This is a genomic window from Methanosphaerula palustris E1-9c, from assembly GCF_000021965.1.
GTDB lineage: Archaea > Halobacteriota > Methanomicrobia > Methanomicrobiales > Methanospirillaceae > Methanosphaerula > Methanosphaerula palustris.
This window is the reverse complement of sequence record NC_011832.1, coordinates 352,565-373,827: the sequence shown is the minus strand read 5'-3', so window position 1 is coordinate 373,827 and position 21,263 is coordinate 352,565. Positions and strand designations below refer to the sequence as shown.

General features: G+C 54.6%; 24 protein-coding genes and 3 tRNA genes. 13 read left to right on the top strand and 14 right to left on the bottom strand.

Going from position 1 to position 21,263, the window contains the following annotated elements:
- Positions 1-34: 34 nt before the first annotated feature.
- The 7 genes from MPAL_RS14095 to MPAL_RS01785 form a co-directional block, all read right to left on the bottom strand.
- Complete coding sequence (locus tag MPAL_RS14095; RefSeq protein ID WP_012617050.1) at positions 35-799, bottom strand: class I SAM-dependent methyltransferase; 765 nt, start codon at positions 797-799, stop codon at positions 35-37.
- Positions 799-960, bottom strand: coding sequence for a hypothetical protein (locus MPAL_RS16085; protein ID WP_158303602.1), 162 nt, complete (start codon positions 958-960; stop codon positions 799-801). Before MPAL_RS16085 ends, MPAL_RS14095 begins: the two co-directional genes overlap by 1 nt.
- Positions 961-1,152: 192 nt before the next feature.
- A complete protein-coding gene (locus tag MPAL_RS01805; RefSeq protein ID WP_012617049.1) occupies positions 1,153-2,343 on the bottom strand; it encodes a glycosyltransferase family 4 protein in 1,191 nt (396 codons plus the stop codon).
- Positions 2,344-2,376: 33 nt separating this feature from the next.
- The gene (locus MPAL_RS01800; protein ID WP_012617048.1) at positions 2,377-3,486 is read right to left on the bottom strand and encodes an NAD-dependent epimerase/dehydratase family protein; all 1,110 of its coding nucleotides are present in this window, start codon (positions 3,484-3,486) and stop codon (positions 2,377-2,379) included.
- Between the two features lie 3 nt (positions 3,487-3,489).
- Entirely contained in the window at positions 3,490-4,431 is a 942-nt protein-coding gene (locus tag MPAL_RS01795) for an NAD-dependent epimerase/dehydratase family protein (RefSeq protein WP_012617047.1), read from the bottom strand.
- Positions 4,432-4,438: 7 nt separating this feature from the next.
- Positions 4,439-5,575, bottom strand: coding sequence for a non-hydrolyzing UDP-N-acetylglucosamine 2-epimerase (gene wecB / locus MPAL_RS01790; RefSeq protein WP_012617046.1), 1,137 nt, complete (start codon positions 5,573-5,575; stop codon positions 4,439-4,441).
- Positions 5,575-5,823: a hypothetical protein gene (locus tag MPAL_RS01785; RefSeq protein WP_012617045.1), complete on the bottom strand. Its 249-nt coding sequence runs from the start codon at positions 5,821-5,823 to the stop codon at positions 5,575-5,577. The genes wecB and MPAL_RS01785 overlap by 1 nt, the downstream gene beginning before the upstream one ends.
- Positions 5,824-6,176: 353 nt before the next feature.
- Between MPAL_RS01785 and MPAL_RS01780 the strand changes: the two genes are divergently transcribed.
- From MPAL_RS01780 to MPAL_RS01765, 4 genes are all read left to right on the top strand, one after another.
- Complete coding sequence (locus tag MPAL_RS01780) at positions 6,177-6,365, top strand: hypothetical protein (RefSeq protein ID WP_012617044.1); 189 nt, start codon at positions 6,177-6,179, stop codon at positions 6,363-6,365.
- A 45-nt stretch (positions 6,366-6,410) separates the two neighbouring features.
- Positions 6,411-7,736 carry a WD40 repeat domain-containing protein gene (locus tag MPAL_RS01775; RefSeq protein WP_012617043.1) on the top strand — a complete coding sequence of 442 codons (1,326 nt, stop codon included), beginning with the start codon at positions 6,411-6,413 and terminating at the stop codon, positions 7,734-7,736.
- A 166-nt stretch (positions 7,737-7,902) separates the two neighbouring features.
- A complete protein-coding gene (locus tag MPAL_RS01770; RefSeq protein WP_012617042.1) occupies positions 7,903-8,667 on the top strand; it encodes a hypothetical protein in 765 nt (254 codons plus the stop codon).
- Between the two features lie 696 nt (positions 8,668-9,363).
- On the top strand, positions 9,364-10,350 hold the full coding sequence (locus tag MPAL_RS01765) for a hypothetical protein (protein WP_012617041.1): 987 nt from the start codon (positions 9,364-9,366) through the stop codon (positions 10,348-10,350).
- 366 nt (positions 10,351-10,716) lie between these two features.
- Here MPAL_RS01765 and MPAL_RS01755 read toward each other — a convergent pair.
- Positions 10,717-10,789: transfer RNA gene (locus tag MPAL_RS01755), tRNA-His, on the bottom strand.
- A gap of 232 nt (positions 10,790-11,021) precedes the next feature.
- Here MPAL_RS01755 and infB point away from each other — a divergent pair.
- Positions 11,022-12,803: a translation initiation factor IF-2 gene (infB, locus tag MPAL_RS01750; RefSeq protein WP_012617040.1), complete on the top strand. Its 1,782-nt coding sequence runs from the start codon at positions 11,022-11,024 to the stop codon at positions 12,801-12,803.
- A gap of 66 nt (positions 12,804-12,869) precedes the next feature.
- Complete coding sequence (locus MPAL_RS01745) at positions 12,870-13,268, top strand: 30S ribosomal protein S6e (protein ID WP_012617039.1); 399 nt, start codon at positions 12,870-12,872, stop codon at positions 13,266-13,268.
- Here the strand turns inward: MPAL_RS01745 and MPAL_RS01740 are convergent, their stop codons facing one another.
- The 3 genes from MPAL_RS01740 to hypB all read right to left on the bottom strand — a co-directional run bounded on the left by MPAL_RS01740 (position 13,269) and on the right by hypB (position 14,962).
- On the bottom strand, positions 13,269-13,757 hold the full coding sequence (locus MPAL_RS01740) for a DUF2240 family protein (RefSeq protein ID WP_012617038.1): 489 nt from the start codon (positions 13,755-13,757) through the stop codon (positions 13,269-13,271).
- Between the two features lie 81 nt (positions 13,758-13,838).
- On the bottom strand, positions 13,839-14,216 hold the full coding sequence (locus MPAL_RS01735) for a 30S ribosomal protein S8e (protein WP_012617037.1): 378 nt from the start codon (positions 14,214-14,216) through the stop codon (positions 13,839-13,841).
- Positions 14,217-14,314: 98 nt separating this feature from the next.
- Positions 14,315-14,962 (bottom strand): hydrogenase nickel incorporation protein HypB, encoded by a 648-nt coding sequence (gene hypB, locus MPAL_RS01730; protein WP_012617036.1) that lies wholly within the window; start codon positions 14,960-14,962, stop codon positions 14,315-14,317.
- Positions 14,963-15,014: 52 nt separating this feature from the next.
- Here hypB and MPAL_RS01725 point away from each other — a divergent pair, with 52 nt between their 5' ends.
- The 6 genes from MPAL_RS01725 (at position 15,015) to MPAL_RS01700 (ending at position 17,640) form a co-directional block, all read left to right on the top strand.
- Positions 15,015-15,287, top strand: coding sequence for a signal recognition particle subunit SRP19/SEC65 family protein (locus MPAL_RS01725; protein WP_012617035.1), 273 nt, complete (start codon positions 15,015-15,017; stop codon positions 15,285-15,287).
- Positions 15,284-15,940 carry a histidinol phosphate phosphatase domain-containing protein gene (locus tag MPAL_RS01720; RefSeq protein ID WP_012617034.1) on the top strand — a complete coding sequence of 219 codons (657 nt, stop codon included), beginning with the start codon at positions 15,284-15,286 and terminating at the stop codon, positions 15,938-15,940. The genes MPAL_RS01725 and MPAL_RS01720 overlap by 4 nt, the downstream gene beginning before the upstream one ends.
- Positions 15,941-16,035: 95 nt before the next feature.
- Positions 16,036-16,260, top strand: a complete 225-nt coding sequence (locus MPAL_RS01715; RefSeq protein ID WP_012617033.1) for an H/ACA ribonucleoprotein complex subunit GAR1 — start codon at positions 16,036-16,038, stop codon at positions 16,258-16,260.
- A 14-nt stretch (positions 16,261-16,274) separates the two neighbouring features.
- On the top strand, positions 16,275-17,279 hold the full coding sequence (locus MPAL_RS01710; protein ID WP_012617032.1) for a transcription initiation factor IIB: 1,005 nt from the start codon (positions 16,275-16,277) through the stop codon (positions 17,277-17,279).
- A 12-nt stretch (positions 17,280-17,291) separates the two neighbouring features.
- Positions 17,292-17,363 (top strand) — tRNA-Ala (locus MPAL_RS01705).
- Positions 17,364-17,568: 205 nt separating this feature from the next.
- Positions 17,569-17,640 (top strand) — tRNA-Ala (locus MPAL_RS01700).
- Between the two features lie 60 nt (positions 17,641-17,700).
- Here the strand turns inward: MPAL_RS01700 and MPAL_RS01695 are convergent.
- The gene (locus MPAL_RS01695) at positions 17,701-18,105 is read right to left on the bottom strand and encodes a Tfx family DNA-binding protein (protein ID WP_012617031.1); all 405 of its coding nucleotides are present in this window, start codon (positions 18,103-18,105) and stop codon (positions 17,701-17,703) included.
- A 204-nt stretch (positions 18,106-18,309) separates the two neighbouring features.
- On the opposite strand from MPAL_RS01695, the gene MPAL_RS01690 reads away from it, so the two are divergent.
- Positions 18,310-19,152 carry a F420-dependent methylenetetrahydromethanopterin dehydrogenase gene (locus tag MPAL_RS01690; RefSeq protein WP_012617030.1) on the top strand — a complete coding sequence of 281 codons (843 nt, stop codon included), beginning with the start codon at positions 18,310-18,312 and terminating at the stop codon, positions 19,150-19,152.
- A 16-nt stretch (positions 19,153-19,168) separates the two neighbouring features.
- Here MPAL_RS01690 and MPAL_RS01685 read toward each other — a convergent pair whose 3' ends face one another.
- Both MPAL_RS01685 and MPAL_RS01680 read right to left on the bottom strand, forming a co-directional pair.
- Complete coding sequence (locus tag MPAL_RS01685) at positions 19,169-20,101, bottom strand: galactose-1-phosphate uridylyltransferase (RefSeq protein ID WP_012617029.1); 933 nt, start codon at positions 20,099-20,101, stop codon at positions 19,169-19,171.
- Between the two features lie 112 nt (positions 20,102-20,213).
- Positions 20,214-21,200: a 5,10-methylenetetrahydromethanopterin reductase gene (locus MPAL_RS01680; protein WP_012617028.1), complete on the bottom strand. Its 987-nt coding sequence runs from the start codon at positions 21,198-21,200 to the stop codon at positions 20,214-20,216.
- Positions 21,201-21,263: the final 63 nt, after the last annotated feature.

Sequence of the window (21,263 nt, the reverse complement as noted above, 5' to 3'; positions counted from 1 at the left end):
GTGGAAACACTGTGTTTTTTTATTGTCCCATTATTCATGGAATACCCTCAATAATTGCGATATTTCCAAAAAAATTTGCAAAAATACGATTTTTAGAGATTAAAAAATTGACCATCTTTTCCCCGCTGCGGATACCTGCAATTAATATTCTATTATTGCCATAGTAGGGTGGAACAAAATAATAATGAATTGTAAAAGAAAAATTGTTTTTTATAAAGATCTGCTGAATCACGTCTTCTTTTACTCGATTAATTAAACAGGGACCCTCTTTTAAAAAAAAGCCAAATTTATTAAATAATTGAGTTAAACCACAATTCATAATATCGATTATTAATACATTTTTTGATGCCCTACACAATTCATTTACAGCGTATTCATGATTCGGAAAATGGTGTAATGCCATAAAAATTAATCCAACATCGCAAGAATTTTCTTTTATTCCAAGGTTCTCTGAATCACAATGCACGAGTTCCAAATTTTTTAATCCGCGTTGTTCAATTCTTATTTGGGCACCTGCCAGTTGTCCGGGAGAAATATCTATTAATACCACAGCCTTTGCACCGTGAGTAAGTAAAAATTCTGCCTCATTGCCATTTCCCCCACCTACATTTAATATAATTTTATTGTTAATTTCAACCGATTTTAACACAGAATCCAATAAAAAGGTATTCCAGTCATTAAATCGGATATCGCTTTCTTTAGAGGGGAGGGCAGTATAATCAGTCTTACCCTTCCAAAATTTTGCCTCCATTCTTTTCTTCTCATCGGAGGTATAATCCCTTTTTAAAGATTGTTTCATTATGGAAACTCCACACCCATCTCAATAGCATCCCAATTCTCAGCAAACCACTTGTGTGTTTCTTTCAATCCATTTCCGAACTTAATATGAGGTGAATATTCGAGTTTATCCTCCGCTTTAGTAATGCAGGATATCAACCGGGTTTTCACACCCCAGTCCATCTGCTCCTCGAAGGAGATGATCTCTCGGAAAAGGTACCGTCGCCGGCAATGGTGCAAAAGATCTGTTCGTACGCAACGACGTTCTTTCCCTGAGTCATGTTCCTCTTCAGGTTGATCCTTCCATTCGATAAAGTCCAGACTGTTGAAAACCTTCTGTTTCGAATCAGTAACTCTAGCAAATATGCACGATATTCAATTGGCATGGATAATCAACTCCAACGACTCTTCAAAAGAATCAGTGATGGTATTCCAATCGTTCGGTTCGACGAAGAGACGAGAGCGTCTCCCATACTCCTCGCACGTCCCATTCTCCGCGAGCTCGATGGCGGTGGCCACCGCCTCTCCAGGGGAATCGATGTAGACGACGCCGTTGCCGGCCCCGAACTCCTTCTTCAGACCGGACAGGCTGGTGGCGATAACCGGCTTGCCGGCGGCCATGTACTCGTACATCTTGATCGGCACGATGTTCTTCATGATCCCGTTCTTCCGGGCAGGGAGGAGACAGATATCACCGGCCGCGATGAACTCAGGGATGGAGTCGTAGGGCTGCCAGCCAACGGTAATCACCCGCTCGTCCATCCCATCGATCGCTTTGATCTCCTGAATGTACTCCCAGAGGTCCCCCTGCCCGACGACGAGCAGTTTCAGGTTGGGCATATCTCGCCGCTCGATCAGCCCGTCGATCACCTCCTTCAACCCGGAGAAGTCGTAGAGCCAGCCCATGAAGAAGAGGACGATATCATCGTCGACAAGGCCGAGTTCCCGTCGTTTCTTCTCCCGGTCGACAGCACTGAACCATGCGAGGTCGACACCAGCCCGGATCACCTGGGTCCTCTCGCGGGGGGCCCCCATCTTGATAGTATAGTCCCTGAGCCCCTCATTGATGGAAAGGACGAGGTCGGCCGAGGCATAACTGCTGCCTTCAACAGCGCGTGCAAGCCACCGAAAGGGCCTTTGCGGCACGAGCCGGTGGAGCTCGTCGATGACGTACGAGATGAAGGGGATACCCCGTCGGTGGCAGAGGGTGATGGCCATGCGCGTGTTCAGGATGCCAAACCCGATCACGACATCGGGTTTATACTCGTCGATCTGGTGGATCAACTCCTTTCCGTGGGAATAGAGGAGGGAAACGTACTCGAGGACCGGGAGCTGGATGATTGATGGCCGAATGACCGTGATATCGGCCCCGGGGACCGCCTTGGCGCGGGCAGTGAAGACCCTGCGCGACAGAATGATCTTTCGCTCCTCTTTGGTCCGCCAGAGGATGTCGAAGTCGATCACCCGGACGTCGTGCCCCCGCTGGACGAGCCGTTCCAGGAGGTGGTGACTCTGGTGGGGCCCGCGGGCGATAAAGTTTGACTCCTGGACGACAAAGATCTTCATTCAGTCTGCCTCGAGTATCGATGGCATAACAAATTATATGGTTGAGGGAGACGAATCTCCATCAGAATTCGGATACCTGACGCAATTCGGGGGTTTGGTGAGAACACCCTGATCCTGTTCATTCTTTACATCTCTACGAACTCTGGGGAACTCCGCGTGCGTATCGATGCTCTCCCAGTTCTCGACAAACCACTCGTACGTATTCTCCAGACCCTTCGAGAACGTCGTCTGCGGTTCGTACCCAAGGACAACTCGTGACTTATCGATACAGGAGAGGAGCCGCGTCTTCACGTCCCAGTCCCTCCGCGGGGTGAACGTGATCCCTGCCTCATTCCCGGTCAGGGCGTTCACCGTATTTGCCATATCGATCACCCGCTGCTCCTCCCCGTTGCCGAGGTTGAACGCCTCGCCGATGGCCTCGTCCCGGTAGGCCATCAGTAACAGGCCGTTCACGATATCACCGACGTAGGTCCAGTCGCGGGTCTCGGTCCCTTCGCCGGTGATCGGCAGGGGCAGCCCCTTCATCGCCCAGTAGAAAAAGTTCGGGATCACATTCCGGTACCGGCCAGGCACCTCCCCCGGACCGTAGGAGTTGAAGAACCGGGCGTTCACGATCGGGAGGTCGTACATGTTGTGGAAGTAATTGGTGTACAGCTCCCCGAGCAGTTTCGTAACCTGGTAGGGGGTGTGGAGGTGGATCGAGACGTCGTCCTCTTTAAACGGCATCTTTGACTCGAGGCCGTAGACCCCGCAGCCCGACGATGAGTAGACGAACCGCTCGACGCCGACCATCTGGGCGTACTGAAGAACCTTCAGGATCCCGATGCCGTTGACCATCAGATCGGTCTCGGGGTTGTCGACCGAGTTCTGATTCGCGAAGTGGGCCGCGAGGTGGTAGACGATGTCAGGCTTCTGCTTGAACGTCCACCGCAGTTTCTCCTCGTCGAGGATATCCCCCTTGATGAACTGAATCCGATCCCCAGCCTCCATGTTCCATTCATAGGAGGACGAGAGGCTGTCGAGGATCAGGATCTTCTTCGCCCCGAGGTTGTTCAGTCGCCGCACGAGGTTCCCGCCGATCGCGCCGGCCCCGCCGGTGACGAGGATCGTCTTCTCCTGGAAAAATTCATGAAAGTCTGTCATCGTCTACTCCTCGATCCGGTAATATTTCTTCATCCACTCGACCGTCCTCTGGATCCCCTCTTCCGGTGAAACGTTAGGGTCGTGCTTGAGGTCACGGACCGCCTTTGTGAAGTCCATCGTCTTTACCTTTGTGGTGAACGGCTCGGCCTCTTCGTAGGTGACCAGCGAGTCGTCCCTGCCGACGGCGTTGAGAATAATATCAGAGTACTCCTTGATATCCCGCTCCCACTCAGGCCGGCCGCCGACGTTGTAGACCTCTCCAGGAATGAAGTTGTCGACGATGTTCGCCCAGGTCCTGCAGGAGTCCTCGACGAAGTCGATGATCCGTTTGTGCCCTTTGTAGACGGTATAGGGTTTGTTGAAGAGGGCGTGGTAGATGAACTTCGGGATGAAGCCGCGGTAAGGGGTATAGTGCTCATGCGGCCCATAGCAGTTCACCGGCCGGACCCGGACCGTCTCGGTACCGAACATCGTGGCCGAGTTCATGCACATCAGTTCACCTGCCCACTTGGTGATGGCGTAATCGTTCATCTGGTAGGTATCCTTGATGGGATTATCCATCATCACATCCTCGGACATGATGCCATTATAATCGCCGTAGACTTCGGCGCTGGAGAAGAAGATCATCCGGAACTTCAGCTTCTCCTGAAGGCGGAGCATATGCTTGGTACCGATCACGTTGGTCTGCCAGAGGTTCTCATAGTAGTCCTCGCCATTCCAGCGGCCGTACTCCGCGGCGAGATGATAAACATAATCAAACGCTGAACGATCGAAGACCCGCTCCAATTGCCGGTAATTCTTCGAATCCGCACGGATGTAGTGCTCCCGATCGTTGTTCAGAAGATCGAGGGCGACGACCTCATGACCCCGACGCTCGAGTTCGTTGACAAGATTGGTGCCAATGAAGCCTGCGCCGCCAGTAACAAGAATGCTGTGAGTTTCCATGTAACTATCACCGAATCATTGAATAATCGTTCTGCAACGGGATGCCGTTCCCCACCGTGACAGGGAGTCCGCCAGCCTTGCCGCTGCACATCGTGATGATGAGTCGACCCGCCATACCGTCCCCATAGGGATTCTTCCAGGTCCGGGGCCGGGAGAGCATCTGTCGGACAGCGGCCAGGATCTCGCCGGCCCTGATCCCGGCCAGCACGTTCGAGCCCACCTCGATCGTCTCCGGCCGCTCGGTGCTCTCCCGGAAGGTGACGCAGGGCACGCCCAGAATGCAGGTCTCCTCCTGCACGCCACCGGAGTCGGTCAGGACGAGGCGGGCGCTGGATTCGAGTTGTAAGAAGTCGAGGAAGCCGACGGGCTCAATGACAGGTATTCCGTCCAGCGGGATCGTGAACTGCTCGACCATCTTCCGGGTGCGGGGGTGCATCGGGAAGATGATCGGAAGTGAGTACTCCTGGTGGATCGCCTCAAGCCCCGTGATGATCGAACGCAGAGTCTCGGGAGAGGCGACATTCTCCTGCCGGTGGGAGGTCACCAGGAAGTACTCCCCCGGCTTTAAATCAAGGTCTTTGAGGATGGTCGCCTTCTTCTTCGACAACTCCAGATTCTGGAAGACCGCGTCGACGATGGTGTTGCCGGTCACGCAGATCCTGTAATCCTCGACACCCTCCGCGAGGAGATTCTGCCGGGCTGTCTCCGTGGGGGCGAAGAGATGAGCAGCGAGATGGTCGGCGACCACCCGGTTGATCTCCTCGGGCATCGTCCGGTCAAAGGATCTGAGGCCGGCCTCGACGTGGCCGACCTTGATGTGATGTTTGGCAGCGGCAAGCGCACCGGCGAGAACCGTATTGGTGTCGCCCTGGACGAGAACGATCTCTGGCTTCTCCTCCATCAGGACCTTCTCGATCCCGACCATGATCCGACCGGTCTGGTCGGCGTGGGTACCGGATCCCACATCGAGGTTGTACTTCGGTTCAGGAAGGTCGAGTTCCTCGAAGAAGGCCCGATCCATCTCGTGCGAGTAATACAGACCGGTGTGGAGGATGAAGTAGTCAACCCCCTGTGCTTCACACACCCGGATGATCGGGGACATCTTGATGATCTCCGGCCGGGTGCCGAGGATGATGGCGATCATTACCGAACCTCGATTATCTGTTCGAGGGAGGCCGGCGTCCTCATCTCAGAAGGAGGGACAGTGCATGGGAAGGAAGAAGGGTCAGCAGCCAACCTCATCCCACCTGTCTGCTGCGTCCGGTCCTTCGAACAGTCGTTGACACCATAGATTGCGTCGACAAAGTCAGGGATGGACGCGAGCGTCTCCCCGATCGGCAGTTCCTCGTTGTACACAGGGATGGCGGCCCTGATCCGACGGTCACGGTACATAAGGCGCGATCAACCCCCAGTTCAAACCAGAAGAAAAATTCAGACATGAAGAGATCGATCGTAGTGGGACAGAAAGGACATCAGGGGGGATCGGGATCATCTCTCGTGAAGGGGGTTTGAACAGCATGCAACACCTCGATATGGCAGACATCATAAATAACTGGGCGGTAATGACCCACCTCTGGACGTATTGAGAATCAGGGAGGGAATGGACGAAGAATGATCCTGTAGGGGATTCATCCAATTGAGTACTGATGAAACCAGAAAATTAAGGCACACTATCATATAATCAACCCCACAACTGGATAATAGTCATATATATTATCCATCACCCTTTTTTTTCCACCAAGTTAATGGTTTGCATCGCCGGATCATTCCTGCCGGCAGCCGGAGAGAACAAGACGACCACCCCATTTCTGACCGGACAACTCCCCGTGAAAGTCAGAGCGCAGGGACTGGTCAGCACTATCCCCGGGGATATACCGATTCTCTTCACCGGCTTCTTTGAGAACATCTCCGGCCAGATGTGGGGCAGGCAATAGTACCGGATCGTTCAAGACGATAGTCTAAATATCAATTCAGTCCAAATGAAATTAATGGTGAAGACCTACCGTCTGCTCTTTGAAATCCTCCTCCTGCTGATCGCAGTCACCTGTGCCGCAGCCCAGACTCCGCTCTGGACCCACACGGCCTCCAGTCAGTCAACGACCGACCAGGTGGTCGATCTCGCGCTCTCAAAGAACGGGGCTACGGTCGCACTCGGAGGCAGCAGTTTCTCCATCCTGAACAAGACCGGAGCCGAGTTCGGCTCGTTCCTGCAGGCGAACTCAGTCGGCATGAGCACAGACGGAACCAGGATCGCCGCGGCGATGGACGACGGCATCCATGTCTTCTTCCCCAACGGGACCGCGCGCTGGAGCGCCGGCACCGAACCGATGGTCCATGTGGCCGTCTCGGGTGATGGTGGAACCGTCGTGACCGGGGATAAGCAGGGAACGCTTCAGATCTACAACGGAACCGGCTCGAAGGTCGGGGCTACAGCGGTCATCAAAAAAGAGTCAACCACGGTTCTGAACCTCGCCACCACCAGGAACGGCTCGGTGATCGCAGCTACCGACAGCCAGGGCCTGTACCTCTATACCCGGGCGGGAAAAGTCCGCTGGAAGACCGACTTCGATACCCCCTCGGCCCTCGCCCTCGCGGCCAACGGCACGCTGGTGATAATCGGCGGCTCCCATTCGGTCCTCCTCTACAACGCCACCAACACCTCTGCCGAGAAGGTCGGCGAATACGACACCGGCGGCAGGGTCGACTCCCTGGCCACCAGCACCGATGGCACCCGCACCGTCGCTGGAACCGAGGATAAGAAAGTCACCCTCCTCGACGAGACCGGCGATGTTATCTGGTCCAACCCAACCGGCGACTGGGCCAACCTGGTGGCGCTCTCTGACGACGCCTCGGTGATCGCGGCCGGCTCGATGGACAAAAAGGTGCAGGTCTTCTTCCAGAACGGGACCCTGCGCTGGGGATACGACCTGTCGACCAGGCCGACCGCTCTGGCAGTCTCTGGCGACGGCACATCTATCGGAGTCGGCTGCGAAGATGGAACATCGTACCTGTTCACAACCGCGATTACCCCGAACAAGACGAGCACCGTCAAGAATGCCACCGTTGCAAAGAACGGAACATCCACAAACAAAACAGCAACGATCAATGCCACCGCGGCAAAGAACGGGACGCCCTCAAACAAGACTGTAGCAGTCAATATCACGCCAGCAAAGAATGGAACCCGGAACAACACCTCCGAGGTCCTGACAGTGGCAACAGACCCACAAAAGAGCCCGATGCCCCTACTCCCAGCAGTCCTTGCAGCCCTAGGGTTTGTCGCGCTCTTATCCCGGCGCCGGCTCTGACCGGAACGACGCCCTGATTTGTGCACCCCACGACGGGTACATCCCAATGCGGGTAGATAGATTTAGATAGGAAAGAGATATATTAAGAAATATATATCTACATCATATACAGGCGTCTCGGAGCACAGCTTTGAAGTGGGACGTATGTGCGGACGGTGATTCATAAATGATTAAAAAGAACTGGTATATGATCGTGGTGCTTGGCCTCATCTGCTTACTTGCAGGACCGGCCTCGGCACTTTCGGTAACGATGCTCAATGCCTCAGGAACGATTGTTTCTGGGACGACAAACAACACTATTATGAATGGAGAGAATGTTACCTTCAATATCTCGGGGATGACCAACGGCACTTTTTTCCAGTGGAATGTGACTAATCATCAGGATATGTCCTCATTTACCAGTGCATCCGGCAACACCAATACTAGCGCATTCGGCAACCTCAATATCACTATTCCATTTAAGATCGGTAACGCTGCCTTCACCATGTCGGAGATGAACACCACCGAAAACACGATGATCGTCGGGAACTACGAGAATAAAGCAGGGGGCCAGTACCACGAACTGGTCTACAACGGTTCCTCAGTGAACGGTCTGTTCTCCCGGACCAACAAACTCGATGAGATCGTGCAGGGAAACATGAGCACCCGATGGGTTGCGACACCGATGGCCGGTGCACAGTATGTGACGAACGGCTTTACAATCAACGGAACCAAGGTCGACGGACCTGAAACCTTTGACATGAACACCTCGATGTACTCTGAGAACCCCGCCACCGTCAATGTCGAGATCAGTGCAAACGGCACCATCGCCTACAATGATACGTTCTCCATCATTGCCAATGAGACCCTGCCAAATACCAGCAGTGGTTCAGGATCGGATCCACTCACAGGGTTGCTCACCTCCTTCTGGCGATGGGTCAGCGGACAGTGAAGAAAACCATACTCACATCACCTATTTTTAATCGATCTCCTTGAACAGAATTGGGGCCTTTTCTTAATCCGAAATTCGTTACCATCGAGGAACGGAGCGATCACCAGGGGGATATCACTGATCGGATCGCTGATATTGTTTCAATCCTACCCCGTCATCGACGTACAACCAATACTGAATTGGGGGGGCGACATCCTCACACAGATGTGATCGTTCCCAAAAATTCCTGTTCTGGAGAATGATCTTTTAGGTAATGACAGGGAGAAGAAGATCAACCATCCTCAACCAGACCGGTGATGTGACCTGATCCCAATCCAACAGGCAGCTGGCCCGACCTGATAGCGCTCCTCGAATCACCACAGTGTTCACAGGGGCGGCCTTCAAAAAAAACAGAACCCTCCATTGAGAGGTACGGCCTGTACCTCAGAGTCAGGTGCGAAACAAAACGTCGGATCGGTTCTCAACAGTGATTACCCGGGATTCCTGCAGTCCAGGGGTTTGTTGTGCCCGTATCCTGGCCCGATTCAACGATCCCATAACATAACCCCAGGCCCTTGCCGGCATATCCGGAATGAAATAGGCATGTTTAAATTGAGTATCAACAATACAAAGAAACATTCATAACCTGGCAAGAGTGATCGTCCCAGCGTATGATCCAGAACAGGGACATAAAATCGTGGAGACGGGGATTCACAAATGAAAGACAAGATATGGTATATGATCGCGGTGCTATGCCTCGTCTGCATGCTTGCAGGACCGGTCTCAGCGCTCTCGATCACTTCTGATAAACACTCGCTCAAGAGCGGGGAGAATCTGACGGTCAATGTATCAGGGATGACCAATGGCACCTTCTTTGATTTGAAGGTGACCAACCACCAGGAGATACAATCACTCGCCAACGTCTTTGGCAACTCCAATATCACCATCCCATTTGAGATCAGCGGGGCTGCCTTCACTATCTCTGAAACAAACACCACCGAAAACTCGGTGACTATCGGGGAGTACGAGATCCAGCCTGGAGAGATCAAAGAGGAGGGCCAGTACCACGAGATGAGTTATAACGGTTCCTCGGTGAACGGTTTGTTCTCACACAATAACACGCTGAACGAGATCGTGGAGGGAACCGTGATCACAAAATGGGTCGCAACACCGATGGCCGGTGCGAAGATTGTGACGAGCACCGCTGAACTCAATGGAACCAAGGTCGACGGACCAGAAAACTTTGACCTGAACACCTCAGCCTACTCGGCAAACCCCGCCACCATCGATGTTGAGATCCTGGCGAACGACACCATCGCCTACAAAGATACCTTCTTCCTTGAGCAGGGAACCCTGCCGGCCATCATCCCGACGCTGATTCCGGGCGGTAGCAGTGCTTCAGGCTCGAATGATTACACTGGGGCGACCTGGACAGCCACTCCTGTAGCGAACAACACGACCGCAAACATGACAGCGAACGTAACCCCGGTCATCAGCGTCACCCCACCGGTCTCCACGACGACGGGGCAGCCAGGAGAGGTTGTTACATCTACCGGAACGAAGATTACTGAAACTACGACAGACCTGTCCGGGGCTGCAACAACTGCCAACACCTCCACCACCCAGCCAGCTGGCGCACCCTTTGCACTGATCACCCTGATCGGACTCGGCCTTGCATGCCTGATGATTCACAACCGACGGTAAAAATCCTTTTTTCTCAGGAACCTTGGCGGCCACCAGGAGATCCTCTTCCTCAAAACTCTGTCCAGTTCGATCAGACCTGTGGTCAACAGAAGAGTGTTGCTGTAGGAGATCCACAGGTTGATCAGACTCGCGTTGCTGAATAGCCTGAATACTACACAGGGTGTGCCATATGATTCCGCACGGAAGAGGAGTATCTCGGATATCATACATGTTCCTGGTTGTTACAACACCAAAATGCAGTACAAAACGTATTATCGCGCCGACTGGCAGGACGGGTACCGGAGCATGCAGGAATTACAGAACAAAATCCCGAACAGAAATGAACAGTTCAATGCCCACCTGCAGGACAACCAGATGAAAAGAAAAGGCCAGGGCCGAGATTTGAACCCGGGTCGGGGGATCCACAGTCCCCTAGGATGACCAACTACCCTACCCTGGCATAATGAGCCTTCATAGTTTACACGCCTCGATATATATGTTATTCTATCTCTTTTCCCCATTCAGAGCAGATCCGATGAAGAGAACCGGGCAATGATTCACGAGCATGGGAGAAACCACCGGGATCGCGCAGGAATCATTATTAATAGACATATACGTTATATCATAACTGGTTTTGCCGCAGATCGGTCAGGGGATTCTGCGGCTCTCTTACGACCTGGGATGGGGTGGAAATGGCAAAGAGTGCAAAGATCGCAAAGATCAGAACGCCCATCGTCTGTGTGCTTGGACATGTGGATCATGGAAAGACATCACTGCTCGACCGGATACGGGGATCGTCGGTGGTCAGCTCCGAGGCAGGAGCCATCACTCAGCACATCGGGGCGACACTGGTCCCAATCGAGGCCATCCGAGCGATGTCGACGAGCATGCAGAAGATCCCGGTGACAGTGCCCGGGCTGCTCTTCATCGATACCCCGGGCCACCATGCGTTCACGACCCTCCGTGCCCGCGGCGGAGCGCTCGCAGATATGGCAATCGTGGTCGTCGATATCAACGAAGGATTCCAGCCACAGACCATCGAGGCCCTGCAGATCCTGCGGGGATGCAAGACCCCGTTCGTCGTGGCCCTGACCAAGATCGACCGGGTCCATGGCTGGCGGGTGGTGGAGAACGCACCGTTCCTGACCACTTTCGCACAGCAGAATGAACGGATCCAGGAGTTCATGGAGACTCGCCACTACGAGATCGTCGGAAAACTGTCAGACCTCGGGTTCAACTGCGAGCGATTCGACCGGGTACAGGACTTCGCACGAAACATCGCGATCGTCCCGATCAGTGCCCATACAGGGGAAGGTATCGCCGACCTCCTGATGGTGATGATCGGCCTGGCCCAGCGGTACATGGAGCAGTCGCTGGCGATGAGTGTCGACGGACCGGGATGCGGAACCGTCCTCGAGGTGAAGGAGGAGCGGGGGCTCGGGCCGACGCTGGATGTGATCCTGTATGACGGGACCCTCTCGGTCGGGGACGAGATCATGCTCGCCTCAGAGGATGGCGTGATCACCACCAAGGTCAGGTCCCTCTTAAAGCCGCGGCCGATGAAGGAGATCCTGACCGAGGAGCGGTTCGAGCGGGTGAAGTCCGTCGTGGCGGCATCAGGGGTGAAGGTCGCGGCCCCGAATCTGGACAGGGTGATCGCCGGCTCCCCGCTTCGAGGCGTCCGGGGTGACCGGGAGGCAGTGGCCACCCAGATCCGACAGGAGATGGAGGAGATCCATGTTAAACTGGTCGAAGACGGGCTGGTGATCAAGGCGGACACGATCGGGGCCCTTGAAGCCCTCTGTCAGGAACTGGAGAATAAGGAGATCGGGGTGATGCGTGCGGCTGTCGGTCCGGTCAGCCGGCACGACCTGATCACCGCCGAGACGATCAAGAACCCGCTGTATAAGGTGGTCCTGGCCTTCAATACGCCCCTCCTCCCGGATGCAGCAGATATCGTCAAGGAGACCAAGCAGATGAAGGTCTTCTCCGGACGGGTGATCTACCAGTTGATCGACGCATACCTGCTCTGGCGTGACCAGCAGAAGCGGGCCATGGAACAGCAGAAGTTCGAGAATATCATCATCCCGGCGAAGATCAGGATCATGCCTAATTGTGTCTTTCACCAGTCCAACCCGGCAGTGGTCGGGGTTCAGGTGATGGAGGGAAAACTCAGAACCGATGTGAACCTGGTCCACCTGGACGGCAGAAAGGTCGGGCACCTGAAGACGATCGAGCTCTCGCTGGAGAATGTGCATGAGGCTGAGGAGGGTTCAGAGGTCTCCATCGCCATCGAAGGGGCCACCATAGGGAGACAGGCCGATGTCGGTGATATCCTCTTCGTGGACCTGCCTGAACGGCATGTGAAGGTGCTGGAGAAGGAGATGCTCTCACACCTGACTGCCGGCACCCAGGCGGTGCTTGAGGAGTTCACCTCGATGAAGCGGAAGGTCGAGCCCTTCTGGGGCAAGTAGTATTTATATCGGCATCATCCAATGTTATAGGTACTTCATTTATCGTCAATACGGAGTCAGAAGACCATGGTTGAATTCAAGATAATCCTTTCAGATACCCGCACGGGCCATTCATACAAGATGGATGTCAGCGGAGGCGCAGCAGGAGCGCTCATTGGGAAACGCGTAGGAACTGAGATCGATGCGGCACCACTCGGGCTGAACGGGTATAAGATCCTGATCACAGGGGCATCAGACAGGAACGGCACACCGTCGCGCAGAGACCTGCCGGGTTCAGGGAGAAGAGGGCTGCTCCTTGCAGGTGGCGTCGGGTTTAACCCGAAAGAAGACGGACAGAGGGCGCGCAAATCGATCCGCGGCAATGAGATCACCGCAGACTTCGTGCAGATCAACGCCAAGGTAGCTACCTATGGCGAAAAGTCGCTCGACGAGCTGCTCGCAGCTCCCGCAGCGGCAGCAGAATAATCAATCCACTTTTTTTCTTCCCTTTCGAGCACTGGTCCGGAGCGAAGCAAGGGTATCGCTGATCGGGACCCCATATCGGCGTGAGAGGAGAACGAGACCAGCTTCAGGCGAGAGGTGACCGTCAAACTGATCATGCACCAGTGCTGCAACCTCGGCCGTCACCTCCGGGGCAGACCGACCGGTGACCCTGGTGACCCGCTCAATCTGTACCTGATAGGGATCCTGCTCTTCAAAGATCACCGTGGTCGGCTTGAAACCGAGCGGAGCTGTCACCGATGCCACGGCAAAGAGAGGCTCGATCAGCCCGCCTGAGATCCGGATCAGCCCCTCCCCCTCTGCACGCTGTAGCAGGAGGGCAGCCTGGTCCCTGCTCATCCACATCCGGTCGATGGTCAGATAGAAGATGAACTCACTCTTCTGCAGACGCTCCTTGCGGAGATGTCGAAACGGCGCAGCGACCGTGATCAAAAGACTTTCTGTACGATCCATACCAGTTCTCACTTTGGCCTGCAGCAGTGAAATGCTGCGTTCCACTAGAGTATCAGCAGAGGAATCTAAAAAAATAGTGTATTACTCTACCAGAACCGCGTTGATGACGCCGTCCTGACCGGGCCGGCTCATAATGCGTGCCCTGCCGAGTTCTGTCCTGATGATGGCGCCCTTGGTGAGCAGGTTCCGCCGGACATAGTTGGGGTTGGCCGAGTTCTCCTCGACGGTCTCGATCTTCACTTGCTTGCAGACACCGGTGCTGCGGTTGGCGACAGAAGCAAAGGTTGCACGGAGTGCACGTACCTTGACATTGCCACCGAAGGTCCGGACCATCTTCTTCCGATCAACGCCGATATGCGTCTCAGCTGGAGCCTTTCCGATCTCAGTTCTTCGCTTCCCCCGCAGAGGTGCGTACCTGCCGCCAGTCACTTTTCGTATTGATTTTCCTTGCCAGAGCATGTAGTAACCCCGTTATCACTTATGTATCGTCTGTCAGGATAGAGATCCTTTATCAGAGTGCTATAATTGTACCTGTCAAAGATATTTAACAGCTCTGTTCACTTCAGGATCTCTTCAAGCAGGGCCTCTGTCCCCTCCCCGGTCTTTAAATTGGTCCGGAAGACCGGCATCGTTGGGTTATACCGGGCGATATCACGAACCATGCGGTCGAGGTCGGCACCGACCAGCGGAGCCAGATCCACCTTGTTGATCACCCCAATCGTTGCACCGCGGAACATCATCGGATGCTTGTTCACGACATCATCTCCCTCTGTCGATGAGACGACGACGACCCGTTTCTCAGCACCGAGGGCGAAGTCAGTCGGACAGACCATGTTTCCGACGTTTTCGATGAAGAGGAGATCGAGCTGGTCGAGAGGGAGGTGACTGATTGCATGCTCGACGATGTGAGCATCGAGATGGCACTCCTTACCAGTGTTCGCGTTCACTGCTGGGACTCCAAGCGAAACGATCCGTTTGAAGTCGTCATCCCCGTAGACATCCCCGGCTATCGCCCCGGCTCGGATTCCCTGCCCGGCAAGCAATGGGACCAGACGCTCGATCAAAGCGGTCTTCCCCGAGCCGATCGCGCCGAGCAGATCGATCGCCCGGATCCCATGGTCCCGGAGGAGAGCAGCGTTTTGATCGGCGATCCGATCGTTGGCCGCATAGACATCCTGCTCGATCCGAATATCAATATGATGCATACATGTACTTGCAACGTGATCTGTTTATAGGTTAACCTCCTACCCATAGTGAATGGAAAAAGAGCGGATTTTGTACCCCTGTTACTTCAACGGAGCCCTGAAACGGAGCGAAGGCCGGCGCGTTCCTCAGTCCCTCGCCCAGAAGGGGCTGCTTTTGGCAGACCTTGAACGAGCAGTCAGGAAGAGCGGACTGACCTGCAGAACAGAACAGAACCCACACCCGGCATTCTGGTCCAGGCATGAAGGACGGGTCATGGTCCCGTGGGACCGATCCAAGGAGATGCTGCTCAAAACAGTGGCCGCCAACCTGCAGGTGAAGCGATGACCGGCCTCTATGACCTGCACACCCACACCACGCTCAGCGACGGGGAGATGCTCCCGCTGGAACTGCTCAGGAGGATGTCAGTGCTCGGGTATACGACCGTCGCCATCGCTGACCATGTGGACACCGCCTCCTCTCCACTGGTGTTACCGACGGTCGCCGCAATCAGGGAGTCGGCCCGCCTCTTTGGGATCAGATTCTTGCCGGCCGTCGAGATCACCCATGTCCCGCCGGAAGAGATCCATGCCCTCGCACAGCGCGCCAGGAAGGAGGGCGCCGAGATCGTCGTGGTCCACGGGGAGACGGTCGTCGAGCCGGTGCCGGCCGGAACCAACCATGCGGCCTGCATCTGCAGAGATGTCGATATCCTCGCTCATCCCGGGCTGATCACCGACGAGGACGCAGCCCTGGCCGCAGCCAACAACGTAGCGCTGGAGATCACCTCGCGCGGCGGCCACAACCGGACCAACGGCCATGTCGTCAGGGTGGCCCAGCGCACCGGATGCCGGCTCGTTGTGAACTCCGATGCCCATGCCCCGCACGATCTCCTCTCAGCCGAAGCAAAGATGGCTGTGGCACGGGGTGCCGGCCTCTCGGCACGCGAGGCCGAAGAGGTACTGGCTTTAAATATCGAGGAACTTGTGCGCAGGCCCTAAATTATTTGAATATAACCCCCCTATTTTAAATAGAAGATGGTTCAAAATATATATGTTACGAAAATATTTTTCAAAATCTTTACCGCAGGAATGCCATGAAAGTGATCGGTCGTATTAATGCAATTTGTGGTCGACGACTGATGATCGTCAGATGTGATGCAGCGCAGCTCCCAAAGTTGTACTCAATCGTTGTGGACCAGCGCATGCATCCTGTCGGCAAGATTATGGATCTCTTCGGGAACGTTTCAAAACCATATGCAACCGTTCTCTGTCAGGACCAGTGTACATCACAGCCTGGCGAGAAGGTGTTTGCACGATGATCAGGTGAACTCTGATGCAGGAGATAGAGAAACTACGAATACTTCAAACCGAGCGCGAGGCCCTGAAGAACCGCAACAGGGTCATCGAGCACGAGAAGAAGACTGAGGACCATACCGAGTCTGTCTGTCCGGAATGCAAGAGCCGGCAACTGGTCCATGATTATGAACGGGCAGAGCTGGTCTGCCAGAACTGCGGGCTTGTCATCGACGATGACTTCATCGACCGCGGACCAGAGTGGCGTGCATTCGATCACGACCAGCGGATGAAGCGGTCGAGGGTCGGAGCACCGATGACCTTCACAATCCACGACAAGGGTCTCTCGACGATGATCGACTGGAGAAACCGGGACTCGTATGGTCGTGCCATCAGCAGTAAGAACCGGGCCCAGTTGTACCGGCTCCGGAAATGGCAGCGGCGGATCAGGGTCAGCAACGCCACAGAGCGGAACCTTGCGTTTGCCCTGAGCGAACTGGACCGGATGGCCTCGGCTCTCGGTCTGCCAAGGAATGTCCGGGAGACGGCCGCTGTCGTCTACCGTGACGCCGTCGACAAGAACCTGATCCGTGGTAGATCGATCGAAGGGGTTGCTGCGGCGGCACTATATGCGGCCTGTCGCCAGTGCAGTGTCCCGCGGACACTCGATGAGATCGCCGAGGTTTCGCGTGTCTCCCGTAAGGAGATCGGCAGAACCTACCGGTTCATCTCGCGCGAGCTCGGGCTCAAACTGCTCCCAACATCCCCGATAGACTATGTTCCGCGCTTCTGCTCAGGGCTGACGCTGAAAGGCGAGGTCCAGAGCAGGGCCGTGGAGATCCTTCGCCAGGCAGCAGAACGCGAACTTACGAGCGGCAGAGGGCCGACCGGAGTCGCTGCTGCCGCCATTTATATCTCCTCAATCCTCGGGGGCGAACGACGCACCCAGCGTGAGGTCGCCGAGGTCGCCGGCGTGACCGAGGTCACGATCAGGAACAGATATAAGGAACTGGCTGAAAAGTTAGATATCGAGATAATCCTCTAATCTTTTTATTTCGGGCTCGTAGATCAGGGGTAGATCGTTACGTTCGCAACGTAAAGGCCGCGGGTTCAATTCCCGCCGGGTCCATCGTTTTTCAGACCTCCTGTGATAATCGATGCACCTCGACGGATCCGTCACGATCAGACCTCCCGTCAAGCGATGATCTGATCGTTGCTGCGTGGAACCCCGAACCATCTATCCCAGAGACGGGAAAATGGGCGTTTCTTCAGCAACAGATATATGGGACCGTCGACCACGTAATAATGGAGACTGACATTCAGTCTGCAGAAAAGGGCTCGTAGATCAGGGGTAGATCGTCACGTTTGCAACGTGAAGGCCACGGGTTCAAATCCCGTCGGGTCCACTGTTTTGCGATTTATTACATGCTACTCCCTAAAAAATAATATGAATTTAAGTTTTTGATTCACTCAAAGTAAAGGTCACCATCCTGGGTGATGTATACACCGATCTCCTCCCTGATATATCGTCCTCGAACCTGATCGGGATGTGAATCGCGAAGCCGGTTGATCAGGGTGAGCGTGTCATACTTGACCTTGATCTGATGTTTTTCAGCCTCCTTATAGATCGACGGACCGACAGTCAAAAGGTCGGTACCTGCTGGGATGGTGCAGAGTGCGATCGCGTCCAGGGTGTAAAGGAATCTGAGTGTCTCCTTTGCTCGCCGGATATTCTCCATCGCAGACTTCTCGATGGTACAGACATTGGCCTTTGAAGTCTCGATGATGTCGGCGATCTGCTGCTGGGTCATCCCCTGCTTCCGGTACCTGAGCACCTCTTTCTGCCGCTCAGTCAGCAACCCCTCTTTCATATACAATAACTAGTTCCAGACGATTAATAGATTTTCATTAACCAGCATCAAAGGATCCCACCAGAGGAGATGACGCGCACCGTTTTCTCACAGGAAAAACCTGTTTTTTTCATAATTTATGGATTTGAGTAGCAGAAATCGGAAAAAATTCAAAATGTTTATATTAGTATTGATTGTAATTACGTAGCATAAAGAGGTAAATCAATGGTTGTTAAAGTTGGAATTGCCAAATTAGGTAATATTGCAAGCGGCGTAATGGCCGAACTTCTTCTTGATGAGCGTGCAGACCGTGAAGACATGCAGACCTTCATGGCGACGAGCGGAACCAAGCTCCAGCCAGAAGACATCGACCGTGTTGTCTCAACAATGAAGGCATGGGAACCAGACTTCTGTATTGTCGTCTCCCCGAACGGCGTCCTCCCCGGACCAGTCGGTGCCCGTGACGAACTCCTGAAGGCAGGCATCCCCTGCGTGGTGATCACCGACGACATCACGACCAAGAAGGAAGGATGGGAAGCCCTGAAGGCCAGCTCGTTCGGATACATCATCATGAAAGCAGACGCCATGATCGGTGCCCGCCGCGAGTTCCTCGACCCAGTCGAGATGGCGGACTTCAATGGGAACCTCGTCAAGGTCCTGGCCCTGACCGGTGCCTTCAGAAAGCTGCAGACCGAACTCGACAAGGTCATCGACCAGGTCAAGGAAGGCAAGAAGGGTGCGGATCTCGTCCTCCCGAAGGTCGTCATGACCTCCGACAAGGCAGTCGACGGCGAGTTCTCAAACCCCTATGCACTGGCAAAGGCACGCGCAGCCTATGAGATCGCCCAGGCAGTCGCAGGCGTCAATGTCAAGGGTTGCTTCATGACCAAGGAATGGGAGAAGTACATTCCGATCGTCGCCAGCGCCCACGAAATGATGCGCCAGGCAGCAGCACTCGGCGATGAGGCCCGTGAGATCGAGAAGGCCGGCAACGGTATCATCCGCAAGCCCCACAAGAAAGACGGCACCATCGTCTCCAAGATCACGCTGATCAGCAAGCCTGAGTAAATCCACCACTCTTTTTTTACGTCCGGGTTTGTCGGGCGTACCGTCCAAATTCTTCAGGAAGCGTGAGGATCACTGGATTCAGATGGAGACGTTCCATAAACGCCGTATCTCCAGCTGAATGTATGTTTGGATTGATCCGTGCGATCATCGAACAGAACGCAGAGAAACCGCGATCACGCCCACCACGATCGAAGAAGAGCGAGGCATTAAAGGCTGAGGTCCCCAGCTCCGCATAGAACGAGAGGATCCTGAGCATCCCGGCAGCGAAGAGTTCAAGATACGGTTCGAGATCGTCGATCGTCGCGATGGGGAGAAGCGCCCGCACCTCCTGCTCGCCGAGCGGCACCGCGTGTGCAGTCCAGACGATCTCATCCCCAAACAGGTACCGGTCCGAGGAGCATTCCCGCTCTCGCAACACCTCCCAGTAGGTTCTCCGATGCCGGTCACGGTACCGTTCTCCAGCGGTCAGGTACATCTGCAGGAGCGGAGATGCCCTCCGCTCCACCAGTCCCTGCAGATGGGGATGAGCGATACTGGCCCCTGCTGAAGGGAGATAGTTCCAGTTGATGCTCGGGTACCCCTGATGACCATGCAGGGACTGAACCTGCCCGGTGAGGGCATCCATCAGTTGCTGCAGAAGAAAGGTCCTGACCTCATGGGCCGTTGTGATGACGGTCACCGTATGCCAGGGGGCATAGGGGTACAGGTTCGGGAAGGTGACGCTCTCCCCAACATGAATCCTCGTCCCGTCAGGAAAGACGGGCGTCATCGATTCGAGCGTTTCAGGACAGAACGGACATCCGACAGACGGGAGCGTAAATCCGGCCCCTCTGCCATTCAACCGCCTCTTCAACCGGGTAGGACTGATCGTGCACCGCAGACCAGTCAGGTGCTCCAGGCGGTACTGGATGATTCCACCTGCCACCCGCTGCTCCTCGATACTGAACATCGCTCTCCTGCTAACATGAGAGGGCGTCGGATATAATACCTGCAGGCATCGCCTGCGATCTGGTTGATGAGTGTGTTATCAAAAAAGGATGGGATTTATTTCACGGATGGACTTATACCACGTACTTGCCGAGCAGGCGGATCGAGGTGGTCATGTCCGGACCGAGTGGGGAACCGAAGATGATCTGGGTGACCCCTGCCTTGGTCAGGTCTTCACACTTCTGCTTGACCATGTCCGGGGTACCGGCGATGGTGAATGCATCGATCTCCTTGTCCCCGACCAGTTCGCCGACACTCTTGAAGTCGAACTTTCCGAGGGCTGCCTTGATCTTTGCAACATTATCGAGGTCGAGACCGTGGCGGGTGAGCAGTGGCTCAGGGGATCCTGCTGCGATGAATGCTGCAACGATCTTAGCCGCGTTCCGTGCCTTCTTCTCGTTCATGTCGATCGACATCGCGGTGTATGCCCCGATATCGAACTTCTTCTTGCCGACCTTCTCGTTGGCTGCCTTGATGATTGGGATGGCGACCGCAAAGTCCTTCGGGTTGGATGCATTGATCAGGGCACCGTCACCGATCGTCCCTGCGAGCTCGAGCACCTTTGGCCCCTGGGCACCGATGTAGACCGGGATGCCCTTCTTTCCGGGGAGGGTCACACCAGTCAGTTTGGCGCCGTCGTAGTCAAAGAACTGCATTCCGCTCTTCTTGATCTCCTCACCTGCGAGCAGTTTCCGGATCTGGACGACTGCCTCTTCCAGATGTCCAACAGGCTTTGATGCCTGAATTGCGAGCTTTGGAAGGGTAGAAAGGTCGCCGGGTCCAATGCCGAGCACCGCTCGTCCGTCTGAGATCTCGTTTAAGGTCGCCATGAACGATGCCATCGCGGCTGGAGTGTCAGTAAACGAGTTCATGATACCTGGTCCCATCTTGATCGAATCGGTCGCCTGAGCGATCGCTGCGAGAACCGGGTAGCAGTGGCGGTTATTATAGTGGTTAGTGATCCATGCAAAGTCGATATCCTTTGACTCTGCAAGCTTACAGAACTTGACAACCTGCTTTACATTCACGTTGCCGGGTACAAACTCTATTCCATAGGTCATGTGAACTTCACCTCACACTCTAGTACAATACACAAATTTAAATATGTTCCCTTTTTTGATCAG

What these genes read in the sequence shown, in the direction of transcription:
- MPAL_RS01685 (WP_012617029.1), bottom strand. Translation starts at nt 20,101, where the DNA reads ATGTTCAGTATCGAGGAGCAGCGGGTGGCAGGTGGAATCATCCAGTAC.
- wecB (WP_012617046.1), bottom strand. Translation starts at nt 5,575, where the DNA reads ATGATCGCCATCATCCTCGGCACCCGGCCGGAGATCATCAAGATGTCC.
- MPAL_RS01780 (WP_012617044.1), top strand. Translation starts at nt 6,177, where the DNA reads ATGGTTTGCATCGCCGGATCATTCCTGCCGGCAGCCGGAGAGAACAAG.
- MPAL_RS01715 (WP_012617033.1), top strand. Translation starts at nt 16,036, where the DNA reads ATGAAAGTGATCGGTCGTATTAATGCAATTTGTGGTCGACGACTGATG.
- MPAL_RS01805 (WP_012617049.1), bottom strand. Translation starts at nt 2,343, where the DNA reads ATGAAGATCTTTGTCGTCCAGGAGTCAAACTTTATCGCCCGCGGGCCC.
- MPAL_RS01695 (WP_012617031.1), bottom strand. Translation starts at nt 18,105, where the DNA reads ATGAAAGAGGGGTTGCTGACTGAGCGGCAGAAAGAGGTGCTCAGGTAC.
- MPAL_RS01740 (WP_012617038.1), bottom strand. Translation starts at nt 13,757, where the DNA reads ATGGATCGTACAGAAAGTCTTTTGATCACGGTCGCTGCGCCGTTTCGA.
- hypB (WP_012617036.1), bottom strand. Translation starts at nt 14,962, where the DNA reads ATGCATCATATTGATATTCGGATCGAGCAGGATGTCTATGCGGCCAAC.
- MPAL_RS01720 (WP_012617034.1), top strand. Translation starts at nt 15,284, where the DNA reads ATGACCGGCCTCTATGACCTGCACACCCACACCACGCTCAGCGACGGG.
- MPAL_RS01765 (WP_012617041.1), top strand. Translation starts at nt 9,364, where the DNA reads ATGAAAGACAAGATATGGTATATGATCGCGGTGCTATGCCTCGTCTGC.
- MPAL_RS01725 (WP_012617035.1), top strand. Translation starts at nt 15,015, where the DNA reads ATGGAAAAAGAGCGGATTTTGTACCCCTGTTACTTCAACGGAGCCCTG.
- MPAL_RS01745 (WP_012617039.1), top strand. Translation starts at nt 12,870, where the DNA reads ATGGTTGAATTCAAGATAATCCTTTCAGATACCCGCACGGGCCATTCA.
- MPAL_RS01690 (WP_012617030.1), top strand. Translation starts at nt 18,310, where the DNA reads ATGGTTGTTAAAGTTGGAATTGCCAAATTAGGTAATATTGCAAGCGGC.
- MPAL_RS16085 (WP_158303602.1), bottom strand. Translation starts at nt 960, where the DNA reads ATGGACTGGGGTGTGAAAACCCGGTTGATATCCTGCATTACTAAAGCG.
- MPAL_RS01770 (WP_012617042.1), top strand. Translation starts at nt 7,903, where the DNA reads ATGATTAAAAAGAACTGGTATATGATCGTGGTGCTTGGCCTCATCTGC.
- MPAL_RS01710 (WP_012617032.1), top strand. Translation starts at nt 16,275, where the DNA reads ATGCAGGAGATAGAGAAACTACGAATACTTCAAACCGAGCGCGAGGCC.
- MPAL_RS01680 (WP_012617028.1), bottom strand. Translation starts at nt 21,200, where the DNA reads ATGACCTATGGAATAGAGTTTGTACCCGGCAACGTGAATGTAAAGCAG.
- MPAL_RS01735 (WP_012617037.1), bottom strand. Translation starts at nt 14,216, where the DNA reads ATGCTCTGGCAAGGAAAATCAATACGAAAAGTGACTGGCGGCAGGTAC.
- MPAL_RS01800 (WP_012617048.1), bottom strand. Translation starts at nt 3,486, where the DNA reads ATGACAGACTTTCATGAATTTTTCCAGGAGAAGACGATCCTCGTCACC.
- MPAL_RS01795 (WP_012617047.1), bottom strand. Translation starts at nt 4,431, where the DNA reads ATGGAAACTCACAGCATTCTTGTTACTGGCGGCGCAGGCTTCATTGGC.
- MPAL_RS01775 (WP_012617043.1), top strand. Translation starts at nt 6,411, where the DNA reads ATGAAATTAATGGTGAAGACCTACCGTCTGCTCTTTGAAATCCTCCTC.
- infB (WP_012617040.1), top strand. Translation starts at nt 11,022, where the DNA reads ATGGCAAAGAGTGCAAAGATCGCAAAGATCAGAACGCCCATCGTCTGT.
- MPAL_RS14095 (WP_012617050.1), bottom strand. Translation starts at nt 799, where the DNA reads ATGAAACAATCTTTAAAAAGGGATTATACCTCCGATGAGAAGAAAAGA.
- MPAL_RS01785 (WP_012617045.1), bottom strand. Translation starts at nt 5,823, where the DNA reads ATGTACCGTGACCGTCGGATCAGGGCCGCCATCCCTGTGTACAACGAG.